The 22,439-nt window shown below is 64.4% G+C and carries 4 protein-coding genes and 3 pseudogenes; 3 read left to right on the top strand and 4 right to left on the bottom strand.

Annotation, left to right across the window (positions count from 1 at the left end; genetic code table 11):
- Positions 1 to 223: 223 nt before the first annotated feature.
- Positions 224 to 6,388 (top strand): annotated as a pseudogene (locus ABIC28_RS19225) (SDR family NAD(P)-dependent oxidoreductase); the annotation flags it as partial.
- A gap of 76 nt (positions 6,389 to 6,464) precedes the next feature.
- Positions 6,465 to 8,027, top strand: a complete 1,563-nt coding sequence (locus tag ABIC28_RS19230) for a flavin-containing monooxygenase (RefSeq protein WP_245221048.1) — start codon at positions 6,465 to 6,467, stop codon at positions 8,025 to 8,027.
- 99 nt (positions 8,028 to 8,126) lie between these two features.
- On the opposite strand, the gene ABIC28_RS19235 is transcribed toward ABIC28_RS19230, so the two are convergent.
- Complete coding sequence (locus ABIC28_RS19235) at positions 8,127 to 9,506, bottom strand: cytochrome P450 (RefSeq protein ID WP_354580350.1); 1,380 nt, start codon at positions 9,504 to 9,506, stop codon at positions 8,127 to 8,129.
- Between the two features lie 60 nt (positions 9,507 to 9,566).
- A pseudogene (locus ABIC28_RS19240) lies at positions 9,567 to 19,091 on the bottom strand (type I polyketide synthase); the annotation flags it as partial.
- 720 nt (positions 19,092 to 19,811) lie between these two features.
- Here ABIC28_RS19240 and ABIC28_RS19245 point away from each other — a divergent pair.
- Complete coding sequence (locus tag ABIC28_RS19245) at positions 19,812 to 20,756, top strand: SAM-dependent methyltransferase (RefSeq protein ID WP_354580354.1); 945 nt, start codon at positions 19,812 to 19,814, stop codon at positions 20,754 to 20,756.
- 378 nt (positions 20,757 to 21,134) lie between these two features.
- Here the strand turns inward: ABIC28_RS19245 and ABIC28_RS19250 are convergent.
- Positions 21,135 to 21,751: pseudogene (locus ABIC28_RS19250) on the bottom strand (transposase); the annotation flags it as partial.
- Between the two features lie 130 nt (positions 21,752 to 21,881).
- Entirely contained in the window at positions 21,882 to 22,361 is a 480-nt protein-coding gene (locus ABIC28_RS19255; RefSeq protein WP_354580439.1) for an Rv1363c family protein, read from the bottom strand.
- Positions 22,362 to 22,439: the final 78 nt, after the last annotated feature.

Here is a 22,439-nt window from a genome sequence, read left to right on the forward strand (position 1 = left end):
GAACTCGAACCGATCTCGCGGATCTTCAGCTACACCAGATGACACTTCGGCGACTATGATCGCCGATCTCGAGCAGATTCATTGCCTAGTCGAATTCGGCGCGATCGGCATATCTCCAGTCGACGGCAGAGGATGCGTTCGCCGCTTTGTTGAACGACGAGTTCGGTATGCCTGAGTCTTTGCCTGGATTGGGTTCTTGTTCTTTGGAATAGAGGTTCCGAAAATGGTCGATCAGCAGAAGCTGCAACATCTCCTACGACGGGTCACAGCCGAGCTTCAGGAAAGCAGGGCCAAGCTGCGGGAGCTGACGCAGTCGGCCTCGGAGCCGGTAGCGATCGTTGGTATGGGGTGTCGTTTTCCGGGAGGCGTGGGGTCGCCGGATGATCTGTGGCGCCTGGTTGTCGAGGGTCGTGATGCAGTGTCGGCGTGGCCGTCTGATCGTGGGTGGGATCAGTCGGGTTTGTTATCTCCGGAGCCCGGTGTTGCGGGTAAGTCCTACACGAACAAGGGCGGATTCCTGTACGACGCGGCCGAGTTCGACGCCGGGTTCTTCGGGATCAGTCCGCGCGAGGCGATTGCGATGGATCCTCAGCAGCGGTTGCTGCTGGAGACGGCATGGGAGGCGTTGGAGCGGGCGGGCATCAAGCCGGATTCGTTGCGTGGCAGTGATACTGGCGTGTTCGTTGGTGTCCTCGGACAGACCTATGGCGGGATACCCGGAGTCGGGGCTGATCATGGCGTGGAGGGGTATCGATTGACCGGCTCTTCGCCCAGCGTGGTGTCGGGTCGGGTGTCGTATGTGCTGGGGTTGGAAGGCCCTGCGGTGTCGGTGGATACGGCGTGTTCGTCTGGTCTGGTGGCGTTGCATCAGGCGGTGGCGGCGTTGCGTTCGGGCGAGTGTTCGCTGGCGTTGGCGGGTGGGGTGACGGTGATGACAACCCCGGGAACGTTTGTGGAGTTTTCCCGGCAGCGGGGGTTGGCGCCGGATGGTCGGTGTAAACCGTTCGCCGATGCTGCCGACGGGACCGCGTTCGGTGAGGGCTCGGGTGTGTTGGTGTTGGAGCGGTTGTCGGATGCCCAACGCAACGGGCATCAGGTGTTGGCGGTGGTGCGTGGTTCGGCGGTGAATCAGGATGGTGCGTCGAATGGGTTGACTGCGCCGAACGGTCCTTCGCAGCAGCGGGTGATTCGGCGGGCGTTGGCCAATGCGGGAGTGTCCGCGGCTGAGGTTGATGTGGTGGAGGCTCACGGCACCGGCACCACGTTGGGTGATCCGATCGAGGCGCAGGCGTTGCTGGCCACCTACGGGCAGGACCGGCCGGAGGATCGGCCGTTGTGGCTGGGTTCGGTCAAATCCAATATCGGGCACACCCAGGCGGCTGCCGGTGTGGCCGGGGTGATCAAGATGGTGCAGGCGCTGCGTCATGGAGTGTTGCCCAAGACGTTGCATGTGGATGAGCCGTCCACGCATGTGGATTGGACGTCGGGGCATGCGGGGTTGTTGACCGCGGCGCGGGATTGGCCGGTTGTCGATCGGCCGCGTCGTGCTGCGGTGTCGGCGTTCGGGATCAGCGGTACCAATGCCCATGTCATCCTCGAACAGGCACCGGAATCGGTGACCGATCCCGTGACCGGTGTCGGTGGGGACGGACCGGTGGCGTGGGTGGTGTCGGGTCGGACGCCGGAGGCGTTGGCGGGGCAGGTGCGGAATCTGCGGGATTTCGTGGCCGGTGACCCGTTGATGAACGTGCAGGACGTGGCGCGGTCGTTGGTGTCTCAGCGGTCGCGGTTCGACCACCGTGCGGTGGTGGTAGGTGCGGATCGTGACGAGTTGCTTGCGGGGCTGACTGCGCTGTCGGAACAGACTCCGAGGCCTGGCGTGGTGACCGGCGTGGCTGGAGCGCCACGCAGAACTGTGCTGGTATTCCCTGGTCAGGGTGCTCAATGGCTGGGCATGGGAGTAGAGCTACTGGACTGTTCGCCGGTGTTCGCTCGGAAGATGGCCGAGTGTGATGCTGCGTTTTCGCCGCTGGTGGATTGGTCGTTGTTCGACGTGCTCGCGGGCGCGGAAGGAGCGCCGTCGCTGGAGCGCGTCGACGTGGTTCAGCCGGTGCTGTTCGCGATGATGGTCTCGTTGGCCGAGCTGTGGCGCTCGGTCGGTGTCGTTCCGGACGCGGTAGTGGGTCATTCCCAAGGCGAGATTGCTGCGGCGTGTGTGGCCGGGGCCTTGTCCCTCGAGGATGCCGCTCGGGTAGTGGTCCTGCGGTCGGCCGCCTTGATCGCTTTGACTGAGCGGGGCGGGATGGTGACGGTGTCCTTGCCTGTCGACCAGGTCACCACGCTGCTGGCCGGATACGACGAATTGTCAGTGGCTGCGGTGAACGGCCCGCAGGCAACGGTGGTGTCCGGTGTGGCAGTGCAGCTCGAGGATTTCCTGGAAGCCTGCGCACGCGACAACGTTCACGCACGCCGGATCTCGGTGGACTACGGCTCACATTCGCCGCAGGTCGATGTGCTCCGCGAACCGCTGCTGAAGGTGCTGGCCGAACTTGCGCCCAGATCGTCACAGGTGGCGTTCTGGTCCAGCGTGACCGGTGGTGTACTGGACGGCACCGAGTTGGATGCGGACTACTGGTTCCGGAATCTGCGGGAACCAGTGTGTTTCCAACAAGCGGCTCAGGCCCTGATGGAGGACGGGTACAACGTCTTCGTCGAGGTCAGTCCGCATCCTCTGCTCACGGTCGGTATCGAGCAAATTTGTGATCTTCAGGTGGGTGCCGATCCGGTGACCGTGCTGGGTTCACTGCGACGTGACGAAGGGGGCATGGACGCTTTCCTACTGTCGGCGGCGCAGTTGGAGGTGTCGGGTGTTGGGGTGGATTGGGCGGCACTGTTGGGACCTGCTCATGTGGGCGGGGTGTCTTTGCCGACGTACGCGTTTCAGCGGCGCAGGTATTGGTTGGATGGAGTCTCGAGTGGTGGGGATGCGTCGTCGTTGGGGTTATCGGCGGCTGGTCATCCGTTGTTGGGGGCGGTGGTGGTTTCCCCGGACGGGGACGGTGTCGTACTGACCGGCCGAGTCGGCCTGGCGACTCATCCGTGGCTGGCCGATCGTGCCGTAGGTGGGTTTGTGCTGTTACCGGGGACCGCTTTCATGGAGTTGGTGTTGCGTGCGGCAGCGGAAGTGGGGTGTGCACTGCTGCAGGAGCTGACCTTGATGAAGCCTCTTGTGCTGCCCGACGAGGTCGGGATGCAGTTGCAGGTAGTGGTGGACGGTGCCGACGAGCTCGGCTGCCGGTCGGTGTCGGTGTATTCCCGTGCCGAGGCCGCCGACGGCATGTGGGTTCTGCACGCACAGGGTGTGTTGGGTATCGAAGGTGTGCCGGAACTGGATGCGGGGTTGGCAGTGTGGCCGCCCGATGGTGCGGTCGCCGTGCCTGTGGGTGGTCTGTATGACCGGTTGGCTGTTGCCGGTGACGAGTGTGGACCGGCGTTCCAGGGGTTGCGATCGGCATGGCGGTGTGGCGCTGAACTTTTCGTGGAGGTCGAGCTGCCCGAGTCGATGACCGATGTGTCGCGGTTCGGGGTGCATCCGGCCTTGCTGGAGTCGATGCTGCACGGACGGCTCGTCGATGTCGATCCCGATCCCGATCCCGATCCCGATCCCGATCCCGGGCGAGTGAAGTTGCCATTCTGCTGGCAGGGGGTGACTTTGCACGCGACCGGAGCATCGCTGCTGCGGGCGCGTATCACTCCGGTACCCGGCGATATCGATGCAGTATCGATCCAGGTCGCCGATGCGGTCGGCCGGATGGTGCTCACGACGCGGTCCTTGACTGTGCAGGAGGTATCTTCCGCAGAGCTGGACGCCGTCTCGGTGCGGAACGTGTTGCACGGAGTGCAGTGGGCGCCCTCAGCGGCGCAGGTCATCTCGCCTGTCGATGCCGAAACCTTTACCGGTGGCGAGGTTTTCGGTAGCTGGGTGCAGAACCAGGATGTGACCGTACCTGCGGTGGTCGTATTCGACCGTGGCGCGGTCGGTGCCGGCGCAGACGCGGATGTTCCGAGCCGTGTCCGCGATGCGACGCATGAGATGTTGAGCGTGCTGCAGGCCTGGCTGGGTGGGTTGCGGTGTGCGGCGAGCACCCTGGTTGTGGTCACTCGTGGTGCGGTCGGCCAGGCTGGGCACGATGTCACCGATTTGGCAGGATCGGCGGTCTGGGGTCTGGTGCGTTCGGCTCAGTCGGAGGCTCCGGGCCGAATCGTCCTGGTCGACACCGACACTGACGAGCTGGCCGCCGAAGGGCTGGCGGCGGTGATCGTTTCGGGCGAGCCCCAGGTTGTGATCCGTGCCGGTGTCGTGCATGTAGCCCGATTGACCCGGCTACCTGTTCCGGCCGCGCCGGGTTCGGGCGCGGGTGGCGTGGCGTCGGCTGGGACGGTGCTCGTCACAGGCGGTACGGGTGGTTTGGGTGCGGTGTTGGCGCGGCATCTGGTGACACACCATGGGGTGCGGTCGCTGGTGTTGGCGAGTCGTCGTGGTGCGGCTGCGCCGGGAGCGTCGCTGTTGGTGTCGGAGTTGGGCGAGCTGGGTGCTCGGGTGCGGATTGTGGCTTGTGATGTCGCGACTCGCGATGGGGTGGCCGAGTTGTTGGCGGCGGTGCCTGAGCAGTTCCCGTTGACGGGTGTGGTGCATGCGGCCGCTGTGCTCGATGACGGTGTGATCGCGTCACTGACACCGGACCGGATGGAGCCGGTGCTGGCGGCGAAGGCTGATGCCGCCTGGTATCTGCACGAGGCCACGAGCCGTCTGGATTTGGGGATGTTCGTGCTCTACTCGTCGGCGGCGGGTGTGCTGGGCAATGCAGGGCAGGGCAATTACGCAGCCGCGAATGTGTTCCTGGATGGGTTGGCCGAGCATCGGCGTGCGAGTGGGCTGGCCGCGACTTCGATCGCGTGGGGGTTTTGGGCTTCCAATACCGGGATGACCGGGCATCTCGCTGATACCGACACCGCTCGGTTGGGTCGTGTTGGGCTGTCACCTATCTCGACTGAGCAAGGTCTGGCAATGTTCGACACGGCGATCGCCCAGGACCGTGCCGCGGTGGTTGCCGCACCGCTGGATCATGTGGTGCTGGATGCGCAGGTCAGGGCTGGGACATTGATCCCGCTGCTGCGGGGACTGGTATCGAGTGCACGACGTCGTTCGGCGCTGGAGCTGTCGCGGGACCGTGAGGCGGTTCTGCGAGAGCGGATTTCAGTGCTGGCGGATGCCGAGCGACTGCCGATGCTGCTGGGCGTGGTGCGAGACCAGATGGCGGTTGTGCTCGGCCATGATGGTCGCGACGCGATCGATCCGGCTCGCAACTTCCGAGAGTTGGGTTTTGATTCGCTGGCCGCGGTCGAGGCCCGTAACCGACTCAATACGATCACGGGACTGCGACTGCCCGCGACCCTGATCTTCGACCACCCCACACCGGTCACCCTCGCCCGACACATTCTTCACGAACTGCTCGGATCCCATGGGGAGACCGTGGCAGCGCCGATGCGGCCGTCGGATGCAGCTCGCGAATCTACCGATCTTCCGGCGGCAGAAGCCGCCGCTCCCGAAGAGACTTTGGTCGGTGTCATCCGGCAGGCGATCGCGGACAATAGGTTCACACACGGTGTGGCACTCTTGCGAGCAGCAGCGAAACTCCGTCCGCGGTTCGACCACTTCTCCGGGGGAATGCCGAGCGGTATCGGAATCAGTGGCGGGGATGCCCTGCCACACTTGGTATTCATCAATCCCCCGGAATTCCTCGGCGGATCCAATCAGTACACGCAGCTTGCCGCCCATTTGGGCGGTCACCGCCGTGTCTCGGCTATCCCGCTGTCGGGATACGACCCGGACGAGCCGCTCCCCGCCTCGCTCGATGCCGCTATCGACAGCATTGTCACGACGGTCCTCGATACGGTGGGCCAGGACGAATTCGTGCTGGGCGGCTACTCAGCAGGGGGAAACATCGCCCACGCGGCGACGGCTCGTCTATTGGAGCAGGGAGATACCCGGCTGCAGGGCCTGGTCATCCTTGACGGCTTTATCGGCCGCGAGGCGAATGAGTGCCAACTGAACGGCCGCGGGAACCACATGCTCGAGATGGACGCGACGAGCCCCGACCTCGCCGGCCTGACCAACGCACGATTGACCGCATTCGGTTGGTGGTTCGACCTGGTGATGCAGATCGAGCACAAGCCTCTTGAATGTACGACGCTTTTCGTCAAGTTCACGCGATTGTCGCCTTTGGATCAGAGCCTCAACGAGTGGCCGATAGAAGAGTGGTCAACCGCGCAGACGGTTCACACCGTGGACGCGGATCACGTTGCCCTGTGCGGCGCCGAGGTCCAAGTAACGGCACAGCTCATAGACCAATGGCTCACGCAGCTGACCGCCGGCAGCCGACCTATTCAGTGAGGGAGACGAAATGAGCACTATGACATCGCAACCCGATCACGAGATCGTGGTGATCGGGGCGGGTCCCGGCGGTATCGCGGCAGGTGCGCTGCTCAAACGCGCGGGGATCGAAGAGTTCACCATCCTGGAGCGCGCGGGCGAGGTCGGCGGCAGTTGGCGTGAAAATACCTACCCGGGGATCAGTGTGGACGTACCCGGGTTCATCTACCAGTACTCGTTCGCTCGCAAGGCCGATTGGCCAACGGCATTCCCGACAGGTGCCGAGGTCAAGGCGTATCACCAGGACGTCGCCCGCCGCTACGGTCTCTATCGGCATCTACGGTTCCACACCGAGATCGTCCGCGAAGTCTGGGACGAGACACACCGCCGATGGGCGTTGCACACCGCTGACAACGAGATCATTACGGCCAGGTTCGTGATCAGCGCGGTCGGCGCCTTTCTGCGACCCAAAGTCGAAAGTGGCATAAAGGGTCTCGATGACTTCGCCGGTAGGGTGCAAAGCCCGGCCACCTGGGACCATGCACTCGACATGACGGGTAAGCGCGTGGCTGTGGTCGGTACCGGCGCGAGTTCCGTGCAAATCACGCCCGCGATCGCGCCTGAGGTAGGTCACCTTGATGTCTACCAGCGGACGCCTGCGTGGTGCTTACCCAAACCCAACTACCGGGTCCCGCGCTGGTTCCAAGCCGCCTTGCGGGTGCCAGGCGTGGCAGCGGCCCAGTCCGGGATAATATTGCTGGGGTTGGAACCCATCGCCAGACTGGCTACGTATCTGCCCTTGACAGTGGCGAAACCGTTGATGGCCGCATTCGATGCCTTCACCAAGCGGGTTTACCGAGCGTATCTCCGACGGGTCATCGATGACCCCGCAACGGCCGCCGCACTGACACCCGGGTACGGACCCATGGCGAAGCGACTCACCCTGTCAACCGGGTATCCGGCGGTGTTCAATCGCGACAATGTTCGCCTGGTCACCGACGACATCGAGCGGTTCACCGAGCAGGGCATCCGGACCAGCGATGGCACCGAGCATCAATATGACGTCATCCTGCTGGCAACCGGCTACGAGATGCACACCGAGCCGGAAAGCTACACCGAAGGCACCGTTGTCGGGCGGGACGGATTCGATCTCGGTCAGTTCTTCCACGCCAATGGAGTACAGGCCTACGAGGGTGTGGCCATAGCCGGCCTGCCGAACCGCTGGATGCTGGTCGGACCGTACTCGTTGTCCGATATCGGATGGCACGGGATGGTGGAAACGACTGCATCACACGCTATTCGAGCGATAGCGGAGGCGCGACGCCGGCAGGCGTCGACTGTCGAGGTGAGCGAACAGGCCCACGCCGCTTACCATGCCGAGACCTGCAGGCGCGGTCAGGTCCTTCGGCACTACATCGAGACGCAGGGTGTTCCGACCTACTACCGCAACTCGCACGGTGACACGCCGTATTTCCGGCCCGCCGGAGCCCTCGAAACGCGTTGGCGTGGCAGGCACTACCCGTTCACCGACTATCACTTCGACACGGAGTATCAGCTTCCGGATCGGCGTGTGGACGCACCCGGTCTACCATGATCAGTATCTGAGGCGTGCCGACTAGTCGTCGTTGGGTCCCGCACCGGGATCGTGTCGGAAGTCTGCGGCACGGATTCCGGTGCGGGCCAGTTGGCCTCATCAGTTGGCTCGGGGTACGACCCTCAGCTGATATGGCTCGGGGCGCAGCGTCCCACGTTCCCTCATGACCAGAGGTGTGCCGTCTGTGCTCAATTCGAATGCGGACAGAATGCGGGCGATCAGCAACGTGGCTTCATGGAGTGCGAACTGACGGCCGATGCAGCTCCGCGGCCCGGTGCCCCACGGCTCGAAGAACCGGTCAGGATGGCTGCGCAAACGGTCGGGTTCGAAGCGAGACGGATCGAAGCTGTCGGCGTCGGGACCCCAGACGCCCCTGTCGCGATGTGCGGCCAGGGCGAGGACGAAAACCATTTGCCCGGCAGGGATCAAGTACCCGCCGAGGTTCTGGTCGGTCCGGGCTCTCCGGAAGTATCCCGGTGCCGGCGGCCATAATCGCAGGCACTCGTTGAGAGCCTGTCGGATCAGGCGCATCCCGGTTATTGCTTTGTAGTCGAACCCGCCGCGTGCCGAAACCTCGGCGCGGAGTTGTTCTTGTAGCTCTTGGTCAGCGGCGATGTAGTGCAGTGTCGACTCGAGCAGTGCGGCTGTGGTTTCGTAGCCTCCCGCCATGAAGGTCAGCACTTGCTCGCGCACGTTGTCCGACGGCAACCGTTGGTCGGTTTCCGGGTCGATGGCCGTGAGCATGAGGTTGAGTAGATCCTCATCATCGGTCGGGTGAGCTTGTCGCTCGGCGATGATTCTGTCGGAAAAGTTATGTATCACCTCGACATTGCGGCGCACACCGGGTTCGAGTAGCCGCCGTCGGAGTGGGCCGATGACAGGCAGGGCAAGGCCGGCGTCTGACGCCATTCGCAGCAGGTCCGCGAGAGAATCGATGAACGCCACAGAATCGGCGCTGTCGGGCGCATCATGGAAAAGCCCGAGATCCCTGGTGAATCCGGCCCGGCCGATGACTTCCCCCGCGGCCCGCGTCATGGCCGAGTGCGTGTCGATCACGCCGTCACCGGCGGACCATTCCGCGACGAGATCATCGGCAACCGACTGCATGGCCTGGTGATAGCTGAGCATTGCCTTCTGCGCGAATGCCGGAGTGAGAATGCGGCGCGCCTGGCCCCACAACGGATTGTCGGAATCTACTACGAACAGAGCGTCCGGCATGAACCGTTGGAACTCGAGCACAGGCCCGTACAGTGCACGCTCCCAATGCTGTTCATCCGAACACTGTGCCGCGAGCCGAGCACCTGTCACGTAGACAAAATGCAGGCCGAGGACTCTCCGTTCGAAAAGGGGGCCGAGCGATGCGGACAGGGCCACTTCATTCTGAAGGGGACGATAACGATCGATATGGGTGATATCACCCAAGAGGGGCACGCGCCCAGGGGGGTGTGGAAGGTCTCGACGAATCAGGGGAGGTGTCATGTGCTCATCCTTCGGGACTGAATGCATGAAATCGACTGAACATCAACGGTGTTCGCGAAGTTACGAGATACCGAATTCGTCCTCTAGCAGATCAAGTAACGTTTGATCACTCATGGCCATGATGTCTTCTGACTGGGATGCATCCCGAGATTCATTCGCCCGACTGGCGATTCGCGTCAAGTTCAACAACTTCGAGTAGAACTCATTGGTCAATCTATTGTCGGCGATCATATCCATTACCTCTTTCTCCAGGCGCGAAAAAGAGTCGGAGACATCGGTGTCGGTGAGCTGGGTGAAGATGTGCGCAGTCACCGCGTCCGGTGTCGGATAGTCGAAGACCAGGGACGCGGGCAACCGCAAGCCGGTGACGGTGTTCAGCCGGTTGCGTGCCTCGACCGCGGTCAGCGAGTCGAAGCCCAGATCCCGGAAGCTACGGCCGGCATCGATGGCCGCGCCGCTGTCGTGGCCCAGCACGGCGGCGACCTGACCGCGAACAGTTTCCAGCACCAACGCCTTTCGCTCGGCCTCGGTCAGTCCCGCCAACTGCTGCCGCAGACCCGTCATAACTCCGGTGACGCGACGGACTCCCGGCAGCAAGCCCTCGAGCAATGGAGCCAGAGTGCCCGCGCGCGCACCGGAAGCCAGCGAGGCTGTGTCCACGCGGGCAGCGACCACACCCGCGCGATGTTGCGCCACAGCGGCGTCGAACAACGCCAAACCCTGCTCGTCCGACATCGCCACCACTCCACCCCGCCCCAGGCGTGTGGTGTCGGCCTCGCCGAGGTGCCCGGTCATCTCGGTGCCCGCGGCCCACAAACCCCACGCGATCGACACCGCCGTCCGACCCTCGCCACGGCGAGACTCGGCCAACCCGTCGAGGAACGCGTTCGCGGCCGCATAGTTGCCCTGCCCCGGGGTGCCGAACACACCCGCGACCGAGGAATACAACACGAACAACGCCAGATCCAACTCACGGGTCAACTCATGCAGATGCCACGCCGCATCCGCCTTGGCCGCCAACACCGCATCCACCCGATCCGGGCTCAACGACACCACCACTCCGTCGTCGAGCACACCCGCGGTATGGACGACGCCGGTCAACGGCGCGTCCTGGGGTACCGCGGCCAGCAACTCCACGACCTCACCGCGATCGGAGACATCGCACGCCACGATCCGCACCCGGGCACCCAACCCGGTCAACTCCGTGACCAAGTCCGCTGCCCCCGACGCCGCAGGGCCACGGCGACTGGCCAGCACCAACGACCGCACCCCGTAATCGGTCACCAGATGCCGCGCCAGCATCGACCCCAGCCCACCGGTGCCACCGGTGATCAACACCGTGCCCGCCGACACCGCGGACACCACACCCGAATCCACACCACCGGAACCCGCTGGGATGGACAAGGCGATCTTTCCGATATGACGTGCCTGACTGAAGTATCGGAACGCATCACGCGCACGCCGAATGTCATATGTCTTGACGGGCAGTGGAACGATCAGTTGCTTGTCGAACATCGCCTTAAGATCGGCCAGCATCTCCGCGATCCGATCCGCCCCGGCATGCCACACATCGAACGCACGGTAGTCCACTCCCGGATAGCGGGCGGCGATATCTCCGCTAACGCGTATGTCGGTTTTGCCCATCTCCAAGAAACGACCACCACGCGGCAACAGCCGCAAAGACGTATCGACGAATTCCCCGGCTAGCGAGTCCAAGACGATGTCCACACCACGACCACCCGTGGCCGTCATGAACTGTTCCCCGAACTGCAGAGACCGGGAATCACCGATGTGCTGCTCATCGAACCCCATGGAAGCCAAGGTGTCCCACTTACCCTGGCTCGCGGTCCCGTATACCTCGATTCCCCAGTATCGGGCCAGCTGGGTAGCCGCCATACCCACCCCGCCGGCAGCCGCGTGCACCAGCAAGGTCTCTCCCGGCTGGGCCCGAGCCAAATCGCGGAGCCCGTAATAGGCGGTGAGGAAGACAATCGGAACCGTGGCCGCGTCGACGAACGACCACCCCTCGGGCATGTGGACGATCAATCGCTGATCCGTCACGACCAAAGGACCCAGACCATCTTCGATCAGCCCCATCACCCGGTCTCCGAGGGCAAAGCCCTCCACCTCCGAGCCGACCTCGACGACCACCCCGGCAACTTCCATGCCCATCAGGGTGTTCTGCGCGGCCACCGTACCCAGGCAGATGAGAACGTCTCTGAAGTTCAGACCACCGGCCCGCACCGCGACACGGACCTGACCCTGCCCCAATGGTTGATCCGCAGCACCGCACGGGTTCAGCCGGAGCCCGTCGACAGTGTCGTCACAGGCCTCCAGTCGCCACGACACCGACTCGGGCACAACCAGACCCAGCGAATCGGTCAGCCGGGTCAGTCGGGCCAAGTGCAGCACCTCGCCGCGGACCATCACCTGGGGTTCACCACAGGCCATCACCTCGGCCAGAGTCGCCCCCGGTATGTCGACGGGGTGATCGGTGTCGACCAGCACGACCCTGCCCGGGTCCTCCGACTGCGCCGAACGCACCAAACCCCAGACCGCGGCACCGGCTAGATCAACGATCTGCTCACCCTCGCGTGCGACAGCCCCGCAGGTCGACACCACCAGCATGCTCCCGGCGAACCGCGACTCACCCAGCCAGGCCTGCAACCCGACCAGAACCTCACCGGTCGCCCGATGCACCCGCCGCGGCACATCCTCAGCGGTGCCGCCGATCTCGCGCCGGTCCAGCACCACCACCGGCGGCACCGCCGCAGTATCGTCGCGCGTCCACGCCAAGAATTCCTCGACCGTGGTGAACACCCGAGACTCCGGCACCGAGCCCGAACTCAGGAGCGGAGTCGGCGCCGGTGTCCACTGCACCGCGCACAACCGCTCACGCGTGCTCGCGGCGCCCAATTGTCCCGGCGACATCGGCCGCAAGGTCAACGACCCAATCGTCAACACCGACTGCCCGGTGATGTCGGCAACCTCGATCGCCACCGCGCCGGTACCGGAATCGGTCGGCCGGATCCGGGCCCGCACCACCGACGCGCCGACCGCGTGCAGCGACACCTCCGACCACGCGAACGGCAACATCACCTCGCCACCGGCATCGGTAGCCATCACCGTGGCATGCAGCACCGAATCCAACAGCGCCGGATGCAGCCCGAACCCCGACGCATCACTCACCGAATCCGGCAATGAAGCCTCGACGAACATCTCCTCACCACGACGCCACAGCGATCGCAACCCCTGGAAAGTCGGACCGTAGTCATATCCGAGATCGGCCAACACCGAATACAGATCGTCCACCGCCACTGCCGCCGCGCCGCGGGGCGGCCACACCGCCAAGCCCTCCGACACCGTGCCGGCGGCAACCGAATTCGCGAAATCGATACCCTGTCCCGCGAGCATTCCCTCGGCATGAGTGACCCACCCCGCCTGCGGTTCCCCGGCAGCACAGGAATACACCGTCACCCGCCGAACACCCTGCTCCTGCCCATCGTGCCCATCAACCACGACCTGCAGCTGCACCCCGGTCTCGGCGGTCAACACCAACGGGGTCGTCACTGTCAGGTCTCGCAACACCGGGCAGCCGACTTCCTCCCCGGCCCGCATCGCCAACTCCACGAACCCGGTACCGGGGAACAACACCACCCCACCGACCGCGTGGTCGACCAGCCACGGCTGCGACGCCAACGACAACCGACCAGTCAACACCACTGCACCCGTGTCCGCGGACGCCATCACCGCACCCAATAGCGGATGCCCGGCCCCGGTCAACCCCAGCGACACCGCGTCACCGGCCCCGGTCGAGGTCAACCAATAGCGGCGACGCTGAAACGCGTACGTTGGCAACTCGATTCGACAACCACGGCCCTGACGCACCGCATCCCACACCACATCCACACCCGACACATCCAACCGGGCCATCGAACGCGTGAACGCGATCGCGCAGTCCTCGCCGCGCACCAGCGAACCCACGATCACCGGGTCATCGCTGTTCGGGGGAATGCTGCTGCCGGGATCGGCTGCCTCACAGATCTGTTCGATATCGACGGTCAGCAGCGGGTGTGGGCTCGCCTCGACGAACACGCCGTATCCGTCGCGGTGCAATGCCCGCACGGTCTGCTCGAAACGCACCGTTTCCCGCAGATTGCGAAACCAGTACCCGGCATCCAATTCGGTCGGGTCCAGGATCGTGCCGGTGACGGTGGAATAGAACACCACCCCCGACGAACCCCTCGGACCGGTGGAAACTTCTGAACGCGGCTGGATTTCGGTGAGTGCGTCGAGCAGGTGATCGCGGAGTTGTTCGACCTGGGGAGAATGCGAGGCGTAATCCACCGCGATCCGACGAGCGCGAACATCGAGTCGCTCACACTCGGTCAGGAACAACTCCATCTGCCCGATGTCACCGGACACCACTGTCGATCCCGGGCCGTTGACCACAGCCACCGCCAACCCGTCGAACCTCTCGAGCAGTCGCTCCGCCTGCTCGACCGAGAGCCCGACCGACACCATCGCGCCCTGACCGGCCAACGCCGTCAACGCCGCCGAGCGCAGGATCACGATCCGGGCGGCATCCTCGAGCGACAACACACCGGCCACATGGGCTGCGGCGATCTCTCCTTGGGAATGACCCACCACGGCATCGGGTTCCACACCGACCGAACGCCACAGCTGCGCAAGCGACACCATCACCGCGAACAACACCGGCTGCACAACCTCGACACGCTCCAGCGAGGGCGCACCTTTGCCGCCGTCGAGCACCTCGAGCAGCGACCAGTCCACCAACGTGGAGAACACCCGATCACACTCGGTCATGGCCTGCACGAACACCGGCGAGGAAACCAGCAACTCCCGCCCCATCCCCAGCCACTGTGCACCCTGACCCGGGAACACCAACACCGTCTTACCGTGTCTACCGACAACCCCCGACACCACCGCACCAGCATCGGCGGCGCCGGCGGGTAGCCCCCGTGCCACCGCGTCGAGCCCGCCCAGCAACTGCGCCCGATCCCCGCCGACGATCACCGTACGATGATCGAATCGCGACCGTCCGGACAACGTCGCGGCCACATCCATCGCATCCACATCCGGACGCTGCCTCAGATAGGTCGACAACCGAGCCGCCTGCTCCGCCAACCCATCCCGGGTCCGCGCCGACACCACCCACGCCACCGGCGCCGACCCATCGATCGGTGTCCGTCGTTGCGGTGCCGGCTCGCTCACCGGTGCCTGTTCGAGGATCACGTGGGCATTGGTGCCGCTGATACCGAACGCCGATACCGCGGCCCGTCGCGGACGATCGGCCTCCGGCCAGTCCCGTGCCCGACTCAGCAGCTCAGCGTGTCCCGCAGTCCAATCCACATGCGAGGACGGTGCGTCCACGTGCAGAGTCTTGGGCAGCACCCCGTGGCGCAGGGCCTGCACCATCTTGATCACCCCGGCCACACCGGCAGCCGCCTGGGTGTGCCCGATATTGGACTTCACCGAACCCAACCACACCGGTTCCGAATCACTATCACGCTGACCATAAGTCGCCAGCAACGCCTGCGCCTCGATCGGATCACCCAACGTGGTGCCGGTGCCGTGCGCCTCCACCACATCGATCTCGGCCGCAGACACTCCGGCATTGGCCAACGCACGCCGAATCACCCGCTGCTGCGAAGGCCCGTTCGGCGCGGTCAAACCGTTGGACGCACCATCCTGATTGACCGCGCTACCCCGCACCACCGCCAACACCTGATGCCCGTTGCGTTGCGCATCGGACAACCGCTCCAGCACCAGCACACCCGAGCCCTCACCCCACGCCGTCCCGTCAGCCGCCTCCGCGAACGGCTTACACCGCCCATCCGGCGCCAACCCCCGCTGCCGCGAAAACTCGACGAACATTCCCGCCGTCGCCATCACCGTCACACCACCCGCCAGCGCCAGCGAGCACTCTCCCGACCGCAACGCCGCCGCCGCCTGATGCAAGGCCACCAAACCCGCCGAACACGCCGTATCCACCGATACTGCCGGGCCTTCCAACCCCAACACATACGACACCCGACCCGACACCACACTCGCTGTCACACCGGTGAACCCGCCATCCCCGACCCCGTCACCATCACCGGCGCCGGCACCGTAGGACTGGTCGATCACACCGACGTACACGCCGGTATCGCTGCCCCGCAGCGTCGCAGGCCGGATACCGGCGTGTTCGATTGCCTCCCATACAGTTTCCAGCAGGATCCGCTGCTGGGGGTCCATCCCGATCGCCTCACGTGGACTGATCCCGAAGAACCCGGCGTCGAACTCGGCCGCGTCATAAAGGAATCCGCCCGCATTCGCGTACGACTTGCCCGCCACACCCGGCGCCGGATCGAACACCCCGCCCCATCCGCGGTCGGTCGGGAACTCCGAGATCACATCACGCCCGTCAACCACTAACTGCCACAACTCTTCCGCGGAAGTCACCCCACCCGGAAACCGACACCCCACGCCCACGATCGCCACCGGCTCCGACGACGACACCACCGACACCGATTCCCATGCCGTAGCGACATCGGTGTCGGTGAGCTGGGTGAGGATGTGCGCGGTCACCGCGTCCGGTGTCGGATAGTCGAAGACCAGGGACGCGGGCAACCCCAAGCCGGTGACGGTGTTCAGCCGGTTGCGTGCCTCGACCGCGGTGAGCGAGTCGAAGCCCAGATCCCGGAAATTGCGGCCGGCGTCGATGGCCGCGCCGCTGTCGTGGCCCAGCACGGCGGCGACTTGACCGCGAACAGTGTCTAGCACCAACGTTTTTCGTTCGGCGTCGGTCAGTCCCGCCAACCGCTGCCGCAGACCTCCCACAACTCCCCCGACGCCACGGACCTGCGGATGGGCGACCTCTGACAACCCCGACGACTCCGCATCGCCGACCCCCGACGAACTCAACCAATACCGGCGACGCTGGAACGCGTAACCCGGCAACTCCACACGCCGCCCACGACCCCCCGATACCGCGTCCCACACCACGCCCACACCCGCCACATCCAAGTGAGCCATCGAGCGGGTGAACGCGAGAACAGTGTCCTGGTCGCGTTGCAACGAACCCACGATCACCGGGTCCCGGCCATCGTCGGAAGACGAAGCCTCACAGATCTGTTCGATGTCGACACCCAGCAACGGGTGCGGGCTCGCCTCGACGAACACGGTGTACCCGTCCCCGCGCAACGCCTGCACCGCCTGCTCGAAACATACCGTGTCCCGCAGATTCCGGTACCAATAGTCCGCATCCAACCCGGCCGGATCAAGAACCGTGCCGGTGACAGTCGAGTAGAACGCCGCCCGCGACGATCCGGTCTCGAGTGGTGGTGTCCGGTCTGTGGTCAGTGTCTGCATCAGGTGATCACGGAGCTGGTCGATCTGGGGCGAATGCGAGGCGTAGTCCACCGCCACCCGCCGGGCACGAATACCACGACGCTCACACTCACCCAACAGCGACTCCAACGGCCCGCTCGCACCGGAAACCACCGTCGACCCAGGGCCATTGACCACCGCCACCGTCAACCCATCGAACCCCTCGAGCAGCTCCTCGACCCGCTCCCGCGACGCGAACACCGACGCCATCGCGCCCTGACCCGCCAACACCGCCAACGCCGCCGACCGCCGGATCACGATCCGGGCGGCATCCTCGAGCAACAAGCCGCCCGCGACATGAGCCGCGGCGATCTCTCCCTGCGAATGACCCACCACCGCATCGGGTATGACGCCGACCGAACGCCACAACTCCGCCAGCGACACCATCACCGCGAACAGCACCGGCTGCACGATCTCCACGTGTTCGAGCCACCCCGCATCGTCAGTGGCAAGCACATCCAGCAACGACCACTCCACCAAAGGAGCGAACGCCCGATCGCACTCGGCCATCTTCTGCGCGAACACCGGAAACTGAGCCGACAATCCCCGCCCCATCCCCAACCACTGCGCACCCTGACCCGGAAACACCAACACCGTCTTGCCATGTGCCCGTGCAGTCCCCGACACCACACCATCACCAGCCAACCCTTGGGCCACCGCCGCCAAGCCCCCCAACAACGCCGCTCGGTCCCCGCCCACGACCACCGCACGCTGCTCGAACCGCGACCGACCCGCCAAGGTCGCCGCCACATCCACCGGGTCCACATCAGGACGTTCGAGCAGATAACGCGACAACCGATCCGCCTGCCCCGCCAACGCTTCCTGCGTCCGACCCGACACCACCCACAGCACCGACCCGTCCCCACCGGTCACCGGGTCGGTCACCGGTTCGGCCACCGACTCCGGTGCCTGCTCGAGAATGACGTGGGCATTGGTACCACTGACACCGAACCCCGACACCGCAGCACGACGCGGCCGATCGACCATCGGCCAGTCGCGTTGCTCGGTGAGCAGTTCCACCCGCCCGGCATTCCAATCCACATTTGTGGACGGCGTATCCACGTGCAGCGTCTTGGGCAGAATTCCTCGACGGAGCGCGTGCACCATCTTGATCACCCCGGCCATACCGGCAGCCGCCTGGGTGTGCCCGATATTGGATTTGACCGAGCCCAGCCACAACGGCCGATCCTGCGGCCGGTCCTGCCCGTAGGTGGCCAGCAACGCCTGCGCCTCGATCGGATCACCCAGCGTGGTGCCGGTGCCGTGCGCCTCGACTACATCGACCTCAGCCGCGGACACCCCGGCATTGGCCAACGCCCGCCGAATCACCCGCTGCTGGGAGCGCCCGTTCGGCGCGGTCAACCCATTGGACGCACCATCCTGATTGACCGCGCTACCCCGCACCACCGCCAGGACCCGATGCCCGTTGCGTTGGGCATCCGACAAACGCTCCAGCACAAGCACACCCGAGCCCTCACCCCACGCCGTTCCGTCGGCGGCTTCGGCGAACGGCTTACACCGACCATCGACAGCGAGCCCCCGCTGCCGGGAAAACTCGACGAACGTCGCGGGTGTGGACATCACCGTCACACCACCGGCCAGCGCCAGCGCACACTCCCCCGACCGCAACGCCTGGACTGCCAGATGCAGCGCCACCAGCGATGACGAGGCCGAAGTGTCCACCGATACCGCGGGCCCTTCCAACCCCAGCACATACGACACCCGACCCGACACCACACTGGATGAACCGCCAGTCAATCGATAGCCCTCGACGTCGACGGGAACCTGCCCGCCGGCGCCGGCGCCGTAGTCGTTGTGCATCACCCCGCAGAACACTCCGGTGTCGCTTCCGCGTAGTGCCGATGGGTCGATGCCCGCTGATTCCAGCGCCTCCCATGCGGTTTCCAGCAGTACTCGCTGCTGAGGGTCCATCGCCAACGCCTCGCGCGGACTGATCCCGAAGAACTCGGCGTCGAACTCGGATGATTGATGGAGGAATCCGCCCACGCGCACATAGGACTTGCCTGGCACACCCGGCTCTGGGTCGTACAGGTGTTCCAGGTCCCAGCCGCGGTCTGTCGGAAAATCTGTCAAACCATCACGACCGTCAATTACCAACTGCCACAGGTCTTCGGACGACTCCACACCGCCTGGAAACCGGCAGCCGGTACCCACTATCGCAATCGGCTGGCTCATGACCTGTCCATCGATCGGTTGCGTCCGCTCAGGCTCATCGTTGAGAAGCTCAGCGCGCCCTGGATACAGCCGAGTCATACCAATCCCCTATTGAGTCGAGTGAAGTTGGTTTGCGATGTGTGGTCGTACGGATCCAGGCCCTAATTCCTAGGTGTTTGCCGAGGCGTAGGCCGATGAACTCAGATTCGGCTGACGAGCCGGCCACATTTCGTGCTGAGCGGTCGCCACCAAAAGGTCGACACTGCATTCACAACGACGGGCGTAGGCATCATGTCTCCGAAACGCCGCGATCGCCGACATATGACTCCCCATACCTGATTTCCCACCCCTCAGATCTGGCCGAACTGGCGAGCTGAAACCCGAAAGTCAGAACGGGTGTACTCGCGCAGGGACGGTCGATCCCCCGAAGTCGTCTCGCCCGTGCCCGGCAGGATCGTTGGGCCGGTAAGAGACCACTTCATCAAAATAGAACACGTTCCTGTCCGATGCAAGCATTCGGCCCGAAGTGCCTGGCGGACACCAGACTTCGTGAACTCGGCGATCACTCGCCTCCTGAAAAAGGTCGGGTGGCGCCATCCCCAGCCCGGAAGCCCCCTCCCCGAACTGTCGCTCAAAAAGCGACTGCAGATAACCCGACGACGGTGTGCACAGACTGCTAGCATCCGGCGAGTGGCCCCGCATATCGGCTGGGGTCCATCGCCTGAGGGGGGCAAAACCATGACCGTTATGGAATTTCGTGACTCCGAAAGCTCGACCCGACGCAATTTGCGATGGGTTCGCGAATGGGGGTGGTTTGCATCCTTGGCCTTCGTGCCCGCGATTCCTGATCGATTCAGCCGGGTATACGACGATATTTTCACTGCATCAAACTGGCTTGGCGAGGAATCGCTATTCTTCAACCTGGGCTACTGGAAAGATAATCCCCAAACTTTCGATCAAGCGGGCGCGGCGTTGGCTCGGTTGGTAGCGACCGAAGCGGGCCTTGGGTCCGACGATGTGGTGGTTGACGTCGGCTGCGGATTCGGCGATCAAGATTTTCTCTGGGCGGATGAATTCGGCCCGAAACGAATTACAGGCGTGAATATTTCAGTGAAACAGGTCGAGATCGCGACCAAACGGGCCGCCGAACTAGGGCTCAGCGATATCGTCGAGTATATGCACGGGTCCGCAAGTGATCTGCCTCAGTCCGACGCTTCCGCAACGAAAGTGACCGCGCTCGAATCAGCGCTTCACTTTCCGTCGCGTTCACGATTCTTCGATGAAGCATTCCGAGTTTTGGGACCTGGCGGCCGGCTGGTGACCGCCGACGTCGTGCCGCTCGCAAATGAGCATGTTTCGAGCAGGTCCAGCCGGTTCCGTCCCCTGGAAAAAATAGTGCACGGCATATTCACGACTGGCCGCCAGAATCACACCAATGCGGAGGAATACCGCCAAGCGCTCGTAGCAGCCGGCTTCAAAGATGTGAGCGTCTACTCCATCCGTGATCACGTCTACCCGCAATATGCGGAATATGTCAGCCGCAAGCTCAGGCAGCCAGAGATGAGGCGAATTAATCCGTTGATTCGGAGCTTTTACGGCCAAAGAGGAGCCGCGCTTTGGGCCCCTTGGCTTGACTATATCGTCGCTGTTGCGGACAAGCCGTCTGTGGGAGATGGCCTTTAGCCTCAATGCTTCCCCACTGATCCCGCGCCGGCATAGGCGGCGCGGGATCAGTGGTTTTCTGGTTCTGGTCCTTGGGCACAGGCCGGACGTGCCAATGACGCGATCGCCCGCTGCACATCGGCCAGCGACACGGCCGCGGGCGAATCAAGCTCGGCCACCCCAGCCCCCAGGATCTGCCGCATCAACGTCGTCGCGCACACACCCCGCTCGCGAGCGAGCTCGTCCAGACCGGTCGAACAGGCTCTCTCGTCCGGAAACAACTCACGCGCAGCAACAACGTCCCAGTCGTTGTCCTCCTGGGCCGATTCGAGGACAAACAGGCTCTTCCGACTTAGCAGGGGCGGAGCTGTCTGGCCCTGGATGGCGCCCGTCGTGACTGACGGGTGCAGCCGAGCATGCCGCGCAGAACGTGTAGAAGCGATGCATGGCGTCTCGGATCTCCTGACGAAGGCCGCCATTGTCGTTGCAGGCCAACATATCCCGCAGCAGTTCCTTCGCGATCTATGCGGCGGCGATGTCGCCGTTCGGATCCGCAGATGTCAACTTCTCGAACAACTTCGCACGCTGCTCGACGGTGAGCCTCTCAGCTGCCCGCAGCAGCCGGCGACGGTTGATCCTGTCGACGTCACTCTCAGTTGTGCGTGCGGCAAAGCCTCACGCACGGCCTTCGCGGATTCCCCGGACATGTCGATTGCGACGTGCGTGATGGCGGCCTTCCATCGCTCGTCGCGCTGACCGAATCAGTCGGTGACCGACCCCGAGGTGCGACCGTTGAACTGCGCCCCCAGGCCCTGATTCCCCGTGATGTCGACCAGTCCGATGTCCCAGCGGTCAACCCAGTCCGCTTTCCCCGTCTCGGCGCAGGTCTCCCATTTCGCCTTCGCTCGCATCGTCACCCGAGCACGCGGCGGGATCTCGGGCACCGATTCGGGCGGTCCCGGTCCGATCTTGATGTCGCGTGGAGCCGTGGTCACCCAGCCCTTCGACCGCATGGACACTGCCGTGCTCGCGCCTTTGTTGTCTGGATGTGTAGGAACACCCAGTTCACAAGGGCGCGAGCCCTCGATCAATCACCAACACGATCCTGATCGGTCACACCAGACCCCCACCAAGTCGGAAGAGCCTTTATACCGGGGTTAGCCGACCGGTGAGCCAGCGGTCGCCGTCCTTGTGCATCTCCATCCGCACCCGGCTGCCGGTGGTGGCCGCGTCGGGGGCGTCGGCGCTGGTGGTGATCTGGTTCAGAAACAGCAGCACGACGGCGTCGTCGGGGTCGGCCGAGACGACGGAGCCGCCCTGCACCGTGACCTGCACGGTGAGCTTCTTCTCCTTCGCACCGGGCGCGATCACCTCCGCCACCAGCGTGTTGTAGTCCTCCTTGAACGACCCGGTGAGGCCGTCCGCGGCCTCGGCGAGCTGGGCGTCCACGGTGTTGTAGTTGTAGGACAGCATCGCGACGGCCTGCTCGCCCGCCGCCGCCACCGCGTCGGTCCGCGCCTGCTCGGTCTTGTTGTCCTGGAGGTGCTGGTAGAACAGCACCCCGACACCCACGGCCAGGGCGATCACCAGCGCCGCGGCGACAGCCGCCAGCACGGTGCGCCGCATACTGCGTCGCGTGACCTCCGCGGTACCCGGCTCGGCCGGTGCGTCGGTGACCGTCTCCGTCGACTTGTCCTCGGCGGC

It is taken from the genome of Rhodococcus sp. PvR044 (assembly GCF_040548995.1).
In the GTDB taxonomy this organism is placed as follows: Bacteria; Actinomycetota; Actinomycetes; order Mycobacteriales; family Mycobacteriaceae; genus Rhodococcus_G; species Rhodococcus_G oryzae.